The organism is Tsukamurella sp. II2bb (assembly GCF_057815145.1).
The window spans coordinates 178462-193027 of the sequence record NZ_JBYPZI010000004.1 but is presented as its reverse complement, the minus strand read 5'-3'; the positions used below and the strand labels follow the sequence as shown (position 1 = coordinate 193027).

Sequence of the window (14566 nt, the reverse complement as noted above, 5' to 3'; positions counted from 1 at the left end):
AGTCGTCGGCGATCAGGCGAAGATGCGGGCGAGGAAGGGCGTCGAATCCTTCATCGACTCGAGCACGGCCCCACTGTGGTCGGCGTTCGGGTACTCGTGCAGCTCGACCTGCGCGCCGCTCTTCTTCAGGGCGGCGGCGAGGGCGATCGAGGACTGCACCGGGACGTCGGTGTCCTTCAGTCCCACACCCAGGAAGACCGGCCGGTCGTACCCCGAGGTGGGCGTTCCCATGTACCGGTCGAGGGCGGCGCTCGCACCGGGGACGGTCGAGATCTTCGCGCTGACGAAATCGGTCGGCTTCTGCCCCGCGAGGGTGCGGCTCAGTTGCGTGTAGCACTGGACCTCCGCCTTCGCGACGGCCTGCTTGCCGCTCGGGGTGAGCACCGAGTCGACGTCGACACTCGGGTTCGCCTCGCGGAACCCGGCCAGGATGTAGGCGGTGTACGACGTGGCCGCGGCGCTGAGACCGCCCGGCAGATTCGAGCCCGGCCCGAAGCTCTTGACGACCTCCTCGATCTTGAACGGCGTGCCCGTGGCGACGACGCCGCGGTAGTCAAGGCCGCTACCGGCACTGAACTGGGTGGCCCAGCGCGCGCTGTTGACGGCGGCGCCACCGCCCTGGGACTGGCCGACGATGGCCCACTTCCGGGAGAGGTTCAGCGAACGGTCGGCGTGCGCCGCCACCACCGAATCGACCACGTTGTGCGCGGTCGAGACGCTGTTGAGGTAGCTCATCAGGCCGGGCGTGCCGAGTCCGGCGTAGTCGGACGCGACGATCGCATAGCCCTGCGACAGCCAGTGCCCCAGGTACTGCTTGTCCCGCTCGGACCGGGGATTCGCCGAGGGCGCGCAGTCGTCGCCCAGGCCGACGGTGCCGTGGGCCCACGCGATCACCGGCCAGCCGCCCGCCGGCGCGGTTCCCTGCGGCAGGAAGATCGCCCCGGTGCTGGTCGCCGCCCTGCCGTGCTGGTCGGTGGTCGAGTACAGCACGCGCTTGGCGGTACCGGCGCCGGGGAGGGAGAGCGCCGGATCGAGCGTCACGGACCGGATCTGCTGACCGCTCTTACCCGGGATCGGCCCGGCGTAGTTCACGGCGTCCAGACCGGACCAGTCGGGGGCGGCGACGGCGGGTGCCGCGACCAGGCCTACTCCCAGCAGAGCGGTGATTCCAGCGAGCGCGAGCCGAGTGCTTTTCATGGCTATGGACTCTAGCCCCACCGTCGGCGTACCACCCGGCAAGTCCGACATCCACCCGAGTCCTGAGGCGACCGGCGACATCGACGCGCCGTCAACTGAGCGTGTAGCGCTGGCGGGGGCGGCCGGTGGTCCCGTACTGCAGGGCCATCACCAGCGTGCCCTCGCGCACGAGTTCGGCGAGGTAGCGGCGCGCGGTGGCGGGTGAGATGCCGACCTCCGCGGCGATCTCGTCGGCGAGCATCGGCTCGCCGGACGCGCGCAGCGCCTCGACGATCCGCCGTTCGGTGACCGACCCGCCCTCGTCGCGGCGCGGGGCCGGGCGCTCGCTCCGCAGCACGGAGGTGGCGGCGTCGACCTGCTCCTGGGTGACCTCGGCGGCGCCGAGGATCCGCCGGTACGCGGTGTACGCGCCCAGCCGGCGGGCGAGCTCGGCGGTCGGGAAGGGCTTGATCAGGAATTGGAGCGCACCCGCGGCGAGACCCGCGCGCACGCTGGCGGCATCGTCGGCGGCGCCGAGGATGAAGGCATCGCACCGCATCTCGCGCACGAGGTCGATGCCGGAACCGTCGGGCAGGTAGACGTCGACGAGCGCCAGGTCGATCCGCTCGCGGGCGAGGAGCGCCCGCGCCTCGGCCAGCGTCCGCGCCGACCCGGCCGTGCGGAGGCCGACCATCGCGTCCACGATCTTCGCGTGCAGCGCCGCGACGCGGAAGTCGTCGTCCACCACCAGGATCCGCAGGTCTTCAGGCATCGTCGCGCACTCCCTCCGGGACGGTCGCCATCACCGTCGTGGGCTCGCCGCCCCGTCCGCACGCCACGACCACGACGTCTCCCCCGTGCCCTCGGGCGACCTGCCGGGCGATGACCAGCCCGAGGCCTCTGCCCCCGGGCACGGTCGGATCGGTGCGGGTGGTCACGCCCTCGACGAACGGATCCGCGACGGAGAAGCCGGGACCGGAGTCGACGACGATGATCGCCAGATCGTCACCGTCGCGCAGGACGTCGAGTTCCACCTCCCGCGGCTCCGGGCCGTCCGCGGCGGCGTCGATCGCGTTGTCGAGGAGGTTGCCCACGAGGGTGGTGGTGTCCACCGGGTGCTCGAGCACCCCGACGAAAGAGGTGTCCTCACCCACGCGCAGCACGACACCCCGTTCGCGGGCGCGGGCGGCCTTGGCGGCGACGAAGGCCGTGAGGTGCGGTTCGTCGAGGAGGTCGAGGCCGGGAACCGGCAGCACGCCGGTGCGGCCGGCGATCTCGTCGAGGTAGGTGACGGCCTCGTCGGTGCGGCCGTCGCGCAGGAGCCCGGCCACGACGTGCACCCGGTTGGCGGACTCGTGCCGCTGCGCGCGCAGGGCCGCGCTCATGGCCTGCACGGAGTCGAGTTCTCGGGTCAGCGCCTCGACGTCGGTGCGGTCGACGGCGGTCAGCACGGTGCCGAGATCGGTGTCGCCGCGGTGCACCCGCCGCGAGGCCACCAGCACGACCCGCTCGTTCACCGCGGCGGCGACGGGCACCTCGGTGGGCGTCTCCACGACGGTGGCGACCCGCCCCGTCAGCCCGAGGTCCGCGAGCGGCGTACCCACGTCGGCGGTGACGCCGAGGAGTTCCCGCGCGCGGTCGTTGATGACGCGCACCACGCCCCCGGCGTCGATCGCGATCACTCCCTCGGAGCCCGAGTGCAGGACGGCGTTCTGCTCCCGGATCAGCTCCGCCATCTCCTCCGGCTCGAGCCCCAGCGTGAGGCGCCGCCACCGTCGGGCCAGGAGCGCGGAGCCGACGATCCCGACGGCGAGAGCGAGCGCGGCCAGGGCGGCCAGGAGCAGCACGGTCCGGCGCGCGGCCGCGGCGACCGTCTCCGTGGAGATCCCGACGGAGACCAGTCCGACGACGGTGCCGTGGTCGTCGAGCAGGGGCGCCTTCGCGCGGACGGAGTCCCCGAGGGTGCCGCGCTGCTGCGTCACCTCGACGTCGCCGCTCAGGGCGGTCGACGGGTCGGTGCTCAGCGGGAGCCCGAGCTGCGTCGCGTCGGGATGGGCGATGCGGTAGCCGGCATCGTCGGCGATCACCACGAAGAGAACGCCGGTCCGCTCGGTGATCTCCGTCGCCTGTCGCTGCAGGGGCCCGGCGGCGAGTTCCCCTTGGGTGGCGGGCCGGCCCGCGCGGCGCGCCGCCGACTGCGCGGTGGCCCCGGCGCGGACCTCCGCGTCGGAGGCGACCGTCTCGGCGATCGCCTTCGCCCGGTGCCCGTACTCGGTGCGGGTCTCGGTGTCCACGCGATGCACGACGATGCCGAACCCGGCGGCGAGGCTGAGGATGATGATCACCACCTGGAACAGGAGGATCTGCGTGCGCAGCCGCATGCCGGGCATCGTCCGAGCCTAGGTCATGTGTGACGCCGTGCGGCTCGGATCCGGAACGTTCTCTCCCGGCGGCTACCGTGGCAGCATGCACGACGGAATCTCGCCCATCGTGGTCCCCGCCGGTCCGTGGCCGGATCAGCACCGAGCGATGTGGGATCTGTTGGTCCCGCCCGCCGGCAACGCGGAGACGATCCAGGGAGAGGTGATCCGCCTCACGGGTCGTCTGGCGCGGGAGATCCTCGACAACGGCGGACTCAATTGGGATGCCGATTTCCAGGCCATGCTCGCCGCAGTGCCCGAGTATCTCGCGCAGGGAAACCCACTGTCCGCCAACGATCTCGACGAGGCCCGGCGGCTCGTGCGTGTGCTGATGGCGGGCTCCGGTGAGAAGTCGCAGGTGTACCCGCTGAGCGAGTTCGCCGTCGCCTGGGTGTGCGCCAACCCCCGCCCGGTACCCCTGCCGGAGCCTGCGTACAGGCGTTAGCGGCCGGGCTCGTCAACCGAAGGTGAACGAGTAGGCCGTCAGGCCCGGACTGAGGCCGACGGTGACCGTCCCGGTCCCGGAGTCCGGACGGTCGACGACGGTGCGGATGTCCGGCGGGCCGTCGACCCGGATCGTGCGGGTGGCCCCGCCCTCGGTCACGGTGAGCGTGCCCGTGCCGCCGACGTCGAGGTAGACCCGCTGCGCCGTGTAGGCGAGCGTGAGCGCGGCCCGCTCGCCCGCGCGGATGTCCTCGGCGCCGACGGTCCAGGTCCCGTCGAGGGCGAACCTGTTGGGCTGCACGGTATCCGGTCGACTGAACACGCGCGTGCCGGGTTCGTAGCCGCCAGGGCCATCGTAGCCCTGCTGCTTCTCTGCACCGAGGTAGAGCTCGGGCGTCCGGTCCTTGTTGCGGGGCGTGGCGTCGGGGACGTCGGTCGCGGGCGGCAGGGTCGCGCCCGGGTGCGCGGCGAGCAGGAGCGAGCGGATCGCGGTCTCCGTCCTGTCGTAGTGCCCCTCGCCGAGGGTCACCAGCCGGACGGTGCCCGTGGCGTCGACGAGGTAGCCCGCCGGCCAGGCCACGTTGCGGTACGCGGCCCAGGTCGCGGACCGGTTGTCGACGGCGATCGGGAAGGTCAGGCCGAGCTTGCGCGCCCCGGCGATGACGTTGTCCGTGTCGTGCTCGAAGGCGTACTCCGGGGTGTGCACCCCGATGACCTCGAAACCGAGGTCGCGGTAGTTCTTCCACCAGGCCTCGGCGTGCGGCAGCTCGCGCTGGCAGTTGATGCACGAGTAGGCCCAGAAGTCGATGAGGACGACGGTGCCGCGCAGCCCTGCCATCGTGCGGGGCGCGGATCCGAGCCACGGCCCCACCCCCGTGAACTCCGGCGCGCGGCCGCAGTCGGCGAGCTGCGCCGACCCCGTGAAGGCCGCCTGCTGACACTGCTGCAGCGATCCCGTGCCCGCGACCAGCGGTGCGGCGGCTCCCAGCCGGTCGCCGACGGCCTGCGTGTAGTCGGGCACGCGGCGCTGGATCACGTCGGTGACGCCCAGCGCGAGGCCGACGGCGAGAGCGATCACGAGCACGCCGCCGACCGCCCGGACGGTCCGCTGCCGCTTCTGCAGCGCGCGGACCCGGTCGGCGAGACGGTGCCCGGTCAGGGCGATGGCGAGGAGCGGGATCGCGGTCCCGACGGCGAAGGACGCCGTGAGGAGCAGCGTGCGCGGGCCGATCGCATCGCTCGCCCCGGCCAGCGCGATCGCCGCCAGAACCGGCCCGGCGCAGGGCACGTAGACGGCGCCGAGCGCCACACCGAGCGCGAACCCGCCCGCGGCACCGTCGCCCTTGAATCCCGGAACGCGCTGCGGGATCAGGGCGAAGGGCCGTTCGATGAGGCTCTCGAGCGGCGGGTACAGCATGGCCGCGCCCAGCAGGAGCAGCGCGCCGATCCCGACCCAGCGGATCAGCCCGGTGGGCAGGTGCAGAAGCGACAGGACGACGGTGCCGAAGAGCGTGAACAGCGAGAAGCTCAGCACCAGGCCGGCCACCACGGCGACCGGCCGGGCACGGGAGGTCCGGGCACCGTCGGTCCCCGTCCCGGCGCTGCCGAGCAGAACGACCGGGAGCACCGGGAGCACGCAGGGCGAGACCCCTGCCAGAGCGCCGCCGACCAGCCCGACCAGCGGCAGGGCCAGATCGGTCACGTCACCAGGTGGTCCCGTTCATCCCGGGGATCACGCAGTGACCCCACTTGTCGACGCGGCCGATGATCATCATGTCGTAGCCCGTGCACGAGGAGTTGATCGTCGCGCACGTGTGGATCGTGGTGATCACCTTGTTCTCGGCGGGCTTGCCGCAACTGGATCCGACCGGAGGGGGCGGCGGCGCGGGGTCCGCCAGCGCCGTACCGCCACTGCCGAACAGGGCGACCGCGCACGCCGCGACCGCGAAGATTCTCGTTGTCCGCTTCATCCGAGCACCTCCTGCCGATGCCCCCACGTCCTTGATGATCGTAACGCCGTCCGCGGCGCGGGCGACACCCCTTATCGACCGATTTTTGCAGGTCAGATGTCGTACGCGTACACGCTGATTCACACTCGTCGGGACTGTGTCGAGTCTCACCCACACCCAGCACCGCGATTCCACGTATTCTATTACTCACGCTAAATAGATGCGCCTTTCGCAATCTACTGAGCACGAACGAGGTTTCGTCCACTCACCCACTCGACGAGAGAAGCTCACATGCCGAATACGTCAAAAACACGTCCGGAGCAGGGACGCGTCTGCAACCTGCTGCCCACCCCCGGGGAAAGCACCGAAACCGACTGGCGCTTCGCCGATGCGCTCGGAGCCGGAACCCTCGCGGCTCCCGCTGCGCTGCCCGCCAACGTCGACCTGCGGGAGCCCTGGTGGAGCGTTGGCGATCAGGCCGATACCGGGTCCTGTGTCGGCTGGGCCTCGACCGATGGAGTGGCGCGCTACATGTTCGTCAGTGCGAACCGGTTGCCGCAGGCGACCCGGCTCTCACCCCGCTTCACCTGGATGGCGTCGAAGGAGACCGACCAGATCACGTCGCGGCCCTCAACCATGATCGAGAGTGCGGGCACGACGTTGAAGGCAGCGGCCGACATCCTCCGCAATTACGGCGCGGTCCCGGAAACACTGCTTCCGTTCAAGGTCGATACGACGATGTACACGGGCAACGAGAACGTCTTCTACGCAACTGCCGCGACGCGCAAGATCACCGCTTATTTCAATCTACGACGCAACCTCGATAATTGGCGGGTCTGGCTCGCCCAACACGGGCCTATCCTCGTCGGCCTCAACGTCGATGCGACGTGGGACAACGCAACCGCGACCGGCGGCACCTTGGACACGTTCAAGCCCGACACGGTGCGCGGCGGCCACGCGGTGGCCGTGGTCGGTTACACCGCGGACAGGCGGTTCATCCTGCGTAACAGCTGGGGCACCGGCTGGGGGGACAAAGGCTTCGGCTATGCCAGCGAGGCCTACATCAATGCGGGTTTCTACGACGAGAGCTACGGAGTGACACTCTGACAGAGGCGAACGCGACGCCCCGCACGTTGCCGACGGCCACGCCCCGGGCAGCGAAACGCCAGTAGCATTCCGCACAGACGACGATGACGATAGCCCTGACCGAGCGCGACAACGGTGGCCGTGTCGATGCCCATGTCGGCGACACGATCGAGTTGCGCCTGCCCGAAAACGCTGCCGCCGGCTATCGGTGGGCCCCCGACGACCTCGAACCGCGCCTGTTCGAGGCGGCCGAGACCGGAGCCGACTATCCGAACGACGGGTCCGGATCAGGCGGGATGGCGTACTTCACCATCACCGTCCGTGCCCCGGGAACCGCCCCTCTGCGATTCAAATACTGGCGGCACTGGGAGGGCGAAGAGGGCGTTCTGAAACGCTTCGCCGTCGAGGTCGAGGCGAGACCACGCTCGTGACCTCACGTCGGGTCCCTGGCGCCCCCGGCAGGAATCGAACCTGCGACCTAGAGATTAGAAGGCTCTTGCTCTATCCAACTGAGCTACGGAGGCATGGCCCAGTCATCGTAGCCGAGCCGGATCCCGTCGCCGTAGCCCAACGGCGCGAGGACGGTCGCGGCCGCACGACGGCCGGGTCGATGCTGTAGCGATCCGCCGCGTCCATCGGTCTACCCCTTCCGCCGTGCCAGCCAGGTGTCGTTGGCGGTGATCGCGACCTCCTCGACCGCAAGAGGGTTCCCGGATCCCGCGTACGGGGCTACGGTCACCGGGCGCCCCGAGCGCTCCTCGACCACGTTGAGCGGGCCGCCGCTGTGCTGAAGGTACTTGTCGCCCCACTGCATCAGCGATAGGACCACCGGAAACAGGTCGCGCCCCATCTCGGTCAGGACGTACTCGTGCCGCGTCCGCTGCCCGGGCTCCCGGTAGGGGCGCTTGACCAGAACGCCCACATCGCACATCTGCTTGAGCCGCTTCGCAGCCACCGCATCGGTGATCCCCACGCGACGGGCGAAGTCCTCGAACCTGGTCGTTCCGTAGAAGGCCTCACGCAACAGCAGCATGACGGTGCGCGAGCCGACGACCTCCATGGCCTTACCGATCGAACATTCATCGGCGCGCCAGGCGGACCGATCGGCCAGCCCACCTTCGAGTGTGACGGACATTCCCCCATGGTACGCGCCTGGCTTGTGTCCCGCATAGCCAGAGGACTAGCCTCTGACTATGGCAATACATAGTCAGATGGCGAACCCTCCACAGCGCCTCGATACCGAGCCGATCCGCACCTTCATCACCCGGGCCGGGCGAGGTACGGCGGACGCGCCGGAACACCTCTGGGGCTTCGGCGGCCTGCACGGCGGCCTGATCCTCGCCTCCATGGCAGCCGCAGCGAGCGGCACCGTCGTCGATCCGGCCGGTGAGCGGCCCCTGGCCCTGCGGTCCCTCTCGGCCCAGTTCCATCGACCGATCCGTGAGGCGTTCGCACTCACCACGCAGCGGGTCGCCGCGAGCGGCAGTCACGCGTCCGCCGCGATTCGCGCCGAGACGACCGGCGACCGCATCACCGCCGCCACCGCGACCGCCGTCTTCGGCAGGGACCGCGGGCTACCGGGCCCGCTCCTGGCGCCCCGGATGCCGGAGGTCGCCGCACCGTCGGACTGCGCCCCGGTGGACGTTCCAGCGGGCTTCGCCCCGTTCGCTCGGCACGCCGAGATCCGCAACGCCGGGGGCCCACTCCCCTTCGGCGGAGGGAACCTCGCCGAACTCACGGCCTGGGTGCGCACCGCGAGCGACCTCCCGCCCGACGCCTTCACGCTGGTCTTCCTCACCGACGTGCTCGCACCGTCGTACGCGGCGGTGCTGACGGAGCTCCGACCCGTTCCCACCGTGGAGTTGTCGGTGCATCTCTCCGGCGCGCACGCGTCGACGCCGTGGGTGCTCATGCGGGCGCGCACGAGCTCCGCCACGGCGGAGGGCTGGATCACCGAGGACCTCGATCTGTGGGATGTCGACGGCTCGCACCTCGCCGCGGCCCGACAACTCCGCGTCATCCGGACGCCCGCGGCGCGCCGCCCGACACCCGACTCCGCCCAAGAGGACGCATGACATGACCGACGACCTGATCGTGGGACGGAGACGGACCCGTCCGTCGATGCCGCTGAGCTTCCTCGTCCTGTGCGGCGCACCCTTCCTGGTCGGCCTCGACCTCTTCGTGGTCAACGTGGCCTTCCCCGCCATCGGCGCAGAGTTCCCGACGAGTTCGCTCAGCGATCTCAGTTGGGTGCTGAACGCCTACGTCATCACGTACGCCGCACTGCTGCTCCCCGCCGGACGATGCGCCGACGCCCTCGGGGCGCGCCGCGTCCTCATTCTCGGCCTGATCCTGTTCACCGGCGGGAGCGTCGCAGCCGCGATGAGTCCGAGCCTGCCCGTCCTCATCGCAGCCCGGATCGTGCAAGCGGTGGGTGGCGCCGCACTGACGCCGGCCAGCCTCGGCCTACTCCTGACGATCGCGCCCGAGGAGAAACGAGCTGCGGCCGTGCGGATCTGGGTCGCCTCCAGCGCGCTCGGTTCGGCACTCGGACCGACGCTCGGCGGCCTCCTCACCGAACTCTCCTGGCGCTGGGTGTTCATCATCAACGCGCCCGCGGGCGTCCTGCTCGTGGCCCTGGCGTTCACCTGCCTGCCTCGTGATCGCCGAACGGCGACCGAGCCGGTCGGCATCCTCGCGTCCCTGCTCATCGCCATCGCCGCCGGTGCCCTGTGCCTCGCCCTGGTCCAGGGCGGATCGTGGGGCTGGCTCAGCGCGTCCACACTGACCTGCCTGCTGGTCTTCGCCGCAGCGTCGATCGGCCTGGTCGCCCACTCGCGGTCCGGCCGCACGCCTCCGGTCCCCTCGGCCGTGTGGAAGGTTCCGTCGTTCGTGCGCGCGACGATCGCGATGCTGCTGTTCAGCATGTCCTTCGCCGCCGGCCTGCTCGCCCTGAGCCTGTGGCTGCAGCAGACGTGGGGATACTCCGCGCTGCAGACGGGCTTGGCGATCGCGCCCGGCCCCCTCATGGTTCCCGTCTTCGCGCTGGCAGGTGGACGATTCCTCGATCGGTTCCCGCCGGGGGCACGCGCCGCGGTCGGCAGCGCGCTCTGGGCCCTCGGCACCGTGATGATCCTCGTCTCCGTCGGCAGATCGTCCGGCTACGTCGTCGCGATCCTTCCGGGGTGGATGGTGGCCGGAGCCGGGGTCGGGATCGCGATGCCCGCCATGCTCGTCGCCGCGACGACCGGCCTGCCGGCCCGGTTCGCCTCCTCCGGCAGCGCGGTCGTCAACGTGACGCGGCAGCTCGGCTCGGTCTTCGGTGTCAGCCTTCTCATCGCCGTCCTGGCCGCGCCCGCACTCGCACCGAGGACCGCCTTCGGCATCGCGTGGTGGATCGCCGCCGTCCTGGCCGTCGCGGCCGCCGGTGCGTCGCTGAGGATCGGCCGTGCGCCCTCGTCACCGCGCGTGCCGGCGTGTCAGGATGAGGACCAGTCCACCTCCGCTGTGAGAACGAGGGAGATCGATGAGCCATGTTGAGTCGCGCGGCCGTCGCCCGCACATCGATCCGACCGCGGTCGTCGCCCCCGGAGCGGTGATCATCGGGGACGTCACGATCGGTGCGGGGACGTGCGTGCTGACGCACGCGGTGATCGACGCGCACGACGGCACGGTGCGGATCGGCGAGAACGTCCTCGTCATGGAGCACTCGCTGATCCGCGGCCGCGCCCTGCACCCCACCGTGATCGGCGACTTCGTCATGATCGGTCCGCACACGCACATCAACGGCGCCACGATCGACGACGAGGTGTTCGTGGCGACAGGCGCATCCGTCTTCCCCGGCGCCACGATCGGGGCCGGCGCGGAGCTGCGGATCAATTCGGTGGTCCAGGTCAACACCGATCTGGCGCCGGGGGCGGTGGTGCCCATCGGCTGGGTCGCCGTGGGAAGTCCGGCACAGATACTCCCACCGGATCGGCACGAGCAGATCTGGGAGATCCAGAAGGGCCTCGATTTCCCCGGCACCGCCTACGGAGTTCCGAGGGGCACGAGCATGCGCGACATCATGCTCGAACAGGTGCGGACCTATCGCGCGGACCTGACCGGCACCTCCTAGCCGAGCCCGGGCCCCGTCCCCGCAGTCGGGCGGCCCGGCGGCACGGGCACGACTACAGCCGCACGCGGGCCTGGTCGACGGTGGCGCGACCGACCAGGAGCAACAGGACCGGGATGAGGACGGAGAGCAGCGCGTTGATGAGCCCCGTCGAGATCCACATCTGCCAGCTGGTGGCGCCGGAGAGCAGCGGTCCGGCGGTGATCACCAGGCCCGCGAGGGTGGCGATCAACCCGAAGAACAGGCCCGGCCGAGGCGCGGACACGATCAGCACCGCGAGCAGCGCCGCGCCGATCAGTGTGAGGAACGTGGCCGACACGATGGTCACGGTGAACGGCCGCTCCGCGGCGGCGAACGCGGGCGCGTCCGACAGCCGGTAGATCGCGTTGAGGGCGGCGGTCAGCAGCCACGCCGCGAGGCCCACCACCACGGCGACGAGAACGGCGCCCATCACGTACTTCCCGATGTCCAGCGGCGGACTCTGCCGCGGACGCTCCGGCTGCGCGTACGGGTCGGGCTGCTGTCCGTACGCGTCCTCGTACCCCTGCCGGTAGCCGTCCGCCGGGCCGTACGAACGGGTGCGGTCGTCGTGGGGGTCGTAGTAGCTCATGAGCTCCTCGTCGTCGGTCGGCATCGACGGTGCCGGGCGCGCCGCCCCGCCGGTGGTCCCGTCCAGGGTAGTCGGTAGGTCTCGCGGCCCGAGCGGGTAGCGCATCCACATGCACTGCAACTTGTTGCATAAACGTCGATGCGGAGGTACCGTCGGTCACGTGGCACTCGAACACGCGCTCCTGGTCTCCCTGAGCGAGCGATCGGGCACCGGATACCAGCTCACCCGGCGCTTCGACCGCTCGATCGGGCACTGGTGGCGCGCGTCCCACCAGCAGATCTACAAGACCCTGGCGCGGATGACCGAGAACGGCCTCGTCACCTACGTCGAACAGGCGCAGGACGGGAAACCGGATAAGAAGGTCTACTCCGTGACGGACACGGGCCGCGAGGCGCTGTCCGCATGGATCCGCACCCCCGGCAAGGACTCCACCGATCAGCGCGAACTGGCGGTCAAGATCCGCGGAGCCGGCCCGGACGACCTCCCGGGCCTGCGCGCCGAGATCCGTCGGGTCCGGGACCTGCACGCGGAGCGCGAGGCGATGTTCCTCGGCTTCGCCGCACGGGACTACCCGGACCCCACGAGCCTCACCGGCACGGCGCTCCAGCAGTACCTCGTGCTGCGCGGCGGAGTGCTGTCCGAACACGGCACCGTCGAATGGCTCGACGAGGTCCTCGCCGCCCTCCCCCAGCACAGCCCCAGCACCGCATCAGCCGAGTAAGGATCAGCCCATGTCTCCCAAGTACCCCCTCCTGTTCGAGCCCCTCGACCTCGGCCACACGACGCTCAAGAACCGCGTCGTGATGGGTTCCATGCACACCGGCCTCGAGGACATGCCGTGGGACATCGGCAAGCTCGCGGCCTACTTCGCGGCGCGCGCGAAGGGCGGCGTCGGGCTCATCATCACCGGCGGCTACTCCCCCAACATCACCGGCTGGCTGCTGCCCGCGGGCGCGAAGATGTCGTCGCCGATCGATGTGATCCTGCACAAGCGCGTGACCGACGCCGTGCACAAGGAGGGCGGCAAGATCGCGATGCAGCTGCTCCACGCGGGCCGGTACTCCTACAACCCGCTCAGCGCCTCGGCCAGCGCGATCAAGGCGCCGATCAACCCGTTCAAGCCGCGCGCGATGTCGGGCTTCGAGGTCCGCAAGACGATCCGGGACTTCGGCAACGCCGCGCGCACCGCGCAGAAGGCCGGCTACGACGGGGTCGAAGTGATGGGCGGCGAGGGCTACCTGATCAACCAGTTCCTCGCGGCGCGGACCAACAAGCGCACCGACGAGTGGGGCGGGTCGGCCGAGAACCGGCAGCGCTTCCCCGTCGAGATCGTGCGCGAGATCCGCAAGCGCTGCGGCAGGGACTTCATCGTCGTCTTCCGCCTGTCGATGGCGGACTTCGTCGAGGAGGGGCAGACCCGCGAGGAGATCCTGTCCCTGGCGCACAAGCTCGAGGACGCCGGCGTCGACATCCTCAACACCGATATCGGCTGGCACGAGGCCCGCGTCCCCACCATCGTGACCTCGGTCCCCCGCGCCGCCTTCGCCGCCTTCACCGCCGACGTGACGCGCGCCGTGAACATCCCCGTCTGCGCCGCGAACCGCATCAACATGCCCGCCACCGCCGAGGAGCTCCTCGAGCGGGGCGACGCTCAGCTCGTGCAGATCGCCCGCCCGCTGCTCGCCGACCCCGAATGGGCGAACAAGGCCCGCGAGGAGCGCGCCGAGGAGATCAACACCTGCATCGGCTGCAACCAGGCGTGCCTGGATCACGCCTTCGTGCACAAGAAGGTCTCCTGCCTGGTGAACCCGCGCGCCGGCCGCGAGACGGATCTCGTTCTCGCCCCGACCCGTTCCGCGAAGCGCGTCGCCGTCGTCGGCGCGGGCCCGGCGGGGCTGGCCGCCGCCGTGAGCGCCGCGGAGCGCGGACACAAGGTGGACCTGTTCGAGGCGTCGGAGAAGATCGGCGGGCAGTTCGGGTACGCCGCGAAGATCCCCGGCAAGGAGGAGTTCACCGAGACCATCCGGTACTTCACCACCATGCTGGACCGGAACCAGGTCACCGTCCACCTCAATACCGAGGCCGGCGTCGACGATCTGGCCGGCAAGTTCGACGAGGTGATCATCGCGACCGGCGTCGTGCCCCGCGTCCCGTCCTTCCCCGGCGTCGACCACCCGAAGGTCATCACCTACGCCGAGGCCATCAGCGGCGCCAAGGAGATCGGCGACACCGTCGCGATCATGGGCGCCGGCGGCATCGGCTTCGACGTGGCCGAGTTCGTCACCACCGACAAGTCCCCCACCCTTCACCTGGACGAGTGGAACGCGGAGTGGGGCGTCACCCGGCAGGGCGACGTGCCCGGCTTCGTCACCAAGCCGGCACCGGCGCCGTCGACCCGGTCCAAGGTGTACATGCTGCAGCGCAAGAGCACCCCGCAGGGCATCGGCCTGGGCAAGACCACCGGCTGGGTGCACCGCGCCTCGGTCAAGATGAAGGGCGTCGAGCAGCTCCGCGGCGTGAACTACGAGAAGGTCGACGACGCAGGCCTGCACATCACCTTCGGCGAGGAGCGCACGGACCCGCGCGTGCTCGACGTCGAGACCGTGATCCTGTGCACAGGGCAGGAATCCGTCCGGGGCCTCGACGACGCCCTCGCTGCGCGTGGGGTGAAGGCGCACGTCATCGGCGGCGCCGCACTCGCCGCGGAGCTCGACGCCAAGCGGGCGATCAAGCAGGGCACCGAGGTCGCCGCCGCGCTGTAGCGCTG

15 protein-coding genes and 1 tRNA gene are annotated in these 14566 nt (G+C 70.5%); 8 read left to right on the top strand and 8 right to left on the bottom strand.

Annotated elements, in window-relative coordinates:
• Positions 1-12 precede the first annotated feature (12 nt).
• The 3 genes from AC21LY_RS11595 to AC21LY_RS11585 all read right to left on the bottom strand — a co-directional run bounded on the left by AC21LY_RS11595 (position 13) and on the right by AC21LY_RS11585 (position 3566).
• Positions 13-1197, bottom strand: coding sequence for an alpha/beta hydrolase family protein (locus AC21LY_RS11595; RefSeq protein ID WP_489046621.1), 1185 nt, complete (start codon positions 1195-1197; stop codon positions 13-15).
• Positions 1198-1288: 91 nt separating this feature from the next.
• Complete coding sequence (locus AC21LY_RS11590) at positions 1289-1948, bottom strand: response regulator (protein ID WP_489046620.1); 660 nt, start codon at positions 1946-1948, stop codon at positions 1289-1291.
• Positions 1941-3566 carry a sensor histidine kinase gene (locus AC21LY_RS11585; protein WP_489046619.1) on the bottom strand — a complete coding sequence of 542 codons (1626 nt, stop codon included), beginning with the start codon at positions 3564-3566 and terminating at the stop codon, positions 1941-1943. The genes AC21LY_RS11590 and AC21LY_RS11585 overlap by 8 nt, the downstream gene beginning before the upstream one ends.
• Positions 3567-3642: 76 nt before the next feature.
• Between AC21LY_RS11585 and AC21LY_RS11580 the strand changes: the two genes are divergently transcribed.
• On the top strand, positions 3643-4041 hold the full coding sequence (locus AC21LY_RS11580; protein ID WP_489046618.1) for a hypothetical protein: 399 nt from the start codon (positions 3643-3645) through the stop codon (positions 4039-4041).
• A 12-nt stretch (positions 4042-4053) separates the two neighbouring features.
• Here AC21LY_RS11580 and AC21LY_RS11575 read toward each other — a convergent pair whose 3' ends face one another.
• Both AC21LY_RS11575 and AC21LY_RS11570 read right to left on the bottom strand, forming a co-directional pair.
• Complete coding sequence (locus AC21LY_RS11575; RefSeq protein ID WP_489046617.1) at positions 4054-5742, bottom strand: redoxin domain-containing protein; 1689 nt, start codon at positions 5740-5742, stop codon at positions 4054-4056.
• 1 nt (position 5743) lies between these two features.
• Entirely contained in the window at positions 5744-6010 is a 267-nt protein-coding gene (locus AC21LY_RS11570; protein WP_489046616.1) for a hypothetical protein, read from the bottom strand.
• Between the two features lie 270 nt (positions 6011-6280).
• Here AC21LY_RS11570 and AC21LY_RS11565 point away from each other — a divergent pair, with 270 nt between their 5' ends.
• Together AC21LY_RS11565 and AC21LY_RS11560 are read left to right on the top strand one after the other, a co-directional pair.
• Positions 6281-7096, top strand: coding sequence for a C1 family peptidase (locus AC21LY_RS11565; protein ID WP_489046615.1), 816 nt, complete (start codon positions 6281-6283; stop codon positions 7094-7096).
• Positions 7097-7179: 83 nt separating this feature from the next.
• Positions 7180-7506 carry a protease inhibitor I42 family protein gene (locus AC21LY_RS11560; protein WP_489046614.1) on the top strand — a complete coding sequence of 109 codons (327 nt, stop codon included), beginning with the start codon at positions 7180-7182 and terminating at the stop codon, positions 7504-7506.
• Between the two features lie 16 nt (positions 7507-7522).
• Here the strand turns inward: AC21LY_RS11560 and AC21LY_RS11555 are convergent.
• Both AC21LY_RS11555 and AC21LY_RS11550 read right to left on the bottom strand, forming a co-directional pair.
• A tRNA-Arg gene (locus AC21LY_RS11555) sits at positions 7523-7599 on the bottom strand.
• Positions 7600-7715: 116 nt separating this feature from the next.
• Positions 7716-8210 (bottom strand): winged helix-turn-helix transcriptional regulator, encoded by a 495-nt coding sequence (locus AC21LY_RS11550; protein ID WP_489046613.1) that lies wholly within the window; start codon positions 8208-8210, stop codon positions 7716-7718.
• Between the two features lie 58 nt (positions 8211-8268).
• Here AC21LY_RS11550 and AC21LY_RS11545 point away from each other — a divergent pair, with 58 nt between their 5' ends.
• Genes AC21LY_RS11545 through AC21LY_RS11535 form a run of 3 tightly spaced genes read left to right on the top strand, consistent with a single transcriptional unit; the run spans position 8269 to position 11192 of the window.
• Positions 8269-9150: an acyl-CoA thioesterase gene (locus AC21LY_RS11545; RefSeq protein ID WP_489046612.1), complete on the top strand. Its 882-nt coding sequence runs from the start codon at positions 8269-8271 to the stop codon at positions 9148-9150.
• 1 nt (position 9151) lies between these two features.
• On the top strand, positions 9152-10615 hold the full coding sequence (locus AC21LY_RS11540; protein ID WP_489046611.1) for an MFS transporter: 1464 nt from the start codon (positions 9152-9154) through the stop codon (positions 10613-10615).
• Positions 10602-11192: a gamma carbonic anhydrase family protein gene (locus AC21LY_RS11535; protein ID WP_489046610.1), complete on the top strand. Its 591-nt coding sequence runs from the start codon at positions 10602-10604 to the stop codon at positions 11190-11192. Before AC21LY_RS11540 ends, AC21LY_RS11535 begins: the two co-directional genes overlap by 14 nt.
• Before the next feature lie 52 nt (positions 11193-11244).
• Here the strand turns inward: AC21LY_RS11535 and AC21LY_RS11530 are convergent, their stop codons facing one another.
• Positions 11245-11910, bottom strand: coding sequence for a hypothetical protein (locus tag AC21LY_RS11530; RefSeq protein ID WP_489046609.1), 666 nt, complete (start codon positions 11908-11910; stop codon positions 11245-11247).
• Between the two features lie 49 nt (positions 11911-11959).
• Between AC21LY_RS11530 and AC21LY_RS11525 the strand changes: the two genes are divergently transcribed.
• The gene (locus AC21LY_RS11525; RefSeq protein WP_489046608.1) at positions 11960-12520 is read left to right on the top strand and encodes a PadR family transcriptional regulator; all 561 of its coding nucleotides are present in this window, start codon (positions 11960-11962) and stop codon (positions 12518-12520) included.
• Positions 12521-12530: 10 nt separating this feature from the next.
• Positions 12531-14561, top strand: coding sequence for a 2,4-dienoyl-CoA reductase FMN-binding domain-containing protein (locus tag AC21LY_RS11520; protein ID WP_489046607.1), 2031 nt, complete (start codon positions 12531-12533; stop codon positions 14559-14561).
• The last annotated feature ends 5 nt before the right edge of the window (positions 14562-14566 follow it).

What these genes read in the sequence shown, in the direction of transcription:
- AC21LY_RS11595 (WP_489046621.1), bottom strand. Translation starts at nt 1,197, where the DNA reads ATGAAAAGCACTCGGCTCGCGCTCGCTGGAATCACCGCTCTGCTGGGA.
- AC21LY_RS11590 (WP_489046620.1), bottom strand. Translation starts at nt 1,948, where the DNA reads ATGCCTGAAGACCTGCGGATCCTGGTGGTGGACGACGACTTCCGCGTC.
- AC21LY_RS11585 (WP_489046619.1), bottom strand. Translation starts at nt 3,566, where the DNA reads ATGCCCGGCATGCGGCTGCGCACGCAGATCCTCCTGTTCCAGGTGGTG.
- AC21LY_RS11580 (WP_489046618.1), top strand. Translation starts at nt 3,643, where the DNA reads ATGCACGACGGAATCTCGCCCATCGTGGTCCCCGCCGGTCCGTGGCCG.
- AC21LY_RS11570 (WP_489046616.1), bottom strand. Translation starts at nt 6,010, where the DNA reads ATGAAGCGGACAACGAGAATCTTCGCGGTCGCGGCGTGCGCGGTCGCC.
- AC21LY_RS11565 (WP_489046615.1), top strand. Translation starts at nt 6,281, where the DNA reads ATGCCGAATACGTCAAAAACACGTCCGGAGCAGGGACGCGTCTGCAAC.
- AC21LY_RS11560 (WP_489046614.1), top strand. Translation starts at nt 7,180, where the DNA reads ATGACGATAGCCCTGACCGAGCGCGACAACGGTGGCCGTGTCGATGCC.
- AC21LY_RS11550 (WP_489046613.1), bottom strand. Translation starts at nt 8,210, where the DNA reads ATGTCCGTCACACTCGAAGGTGGGCTGGCCGATCGGTCCGCCTGGCGC.
- AC21LY_RS11545 (WP_489046612.1), top strand. Translation starts at nt 8,269, where the DNA reads ATGGCAATACATAGTCAGATGGCGAACCCTCCACAGCGCCTCGATACC.
- AC21LY_RS11540 (WP_489046611.1), top strand. Translation starts at nt 9,152, where the DNA reads ATGACCGACGACCTGATCGTGGGACGGAGACGGACCCGTCCGTCGATG.
- AC21LY_RS11535 (WP_489046610.1), top strand. Translation starts at nt 10,602, where the DNA reads ATGAGCCATGTTGAGTCGCGCGGCCGTCGCCCGCACATCGATCCGACC.
- AC21LY_RS11530 (WP_489046609.1), bottom strand. Translation starts at nt 11,910, where the DNA reads ATGTGGATGCGCTACCCGCTCGGGCCGCGAGACCTACCGACTACCCTG.
- AC21LY_RS11520 (WP_489046607.1), top strand. Translation starts at nt 12,531, where the DNA reads ATGTCTCCCAAGTACCCCCTCCTGTTCGAGCCCCTCGACCTCGGCCAC.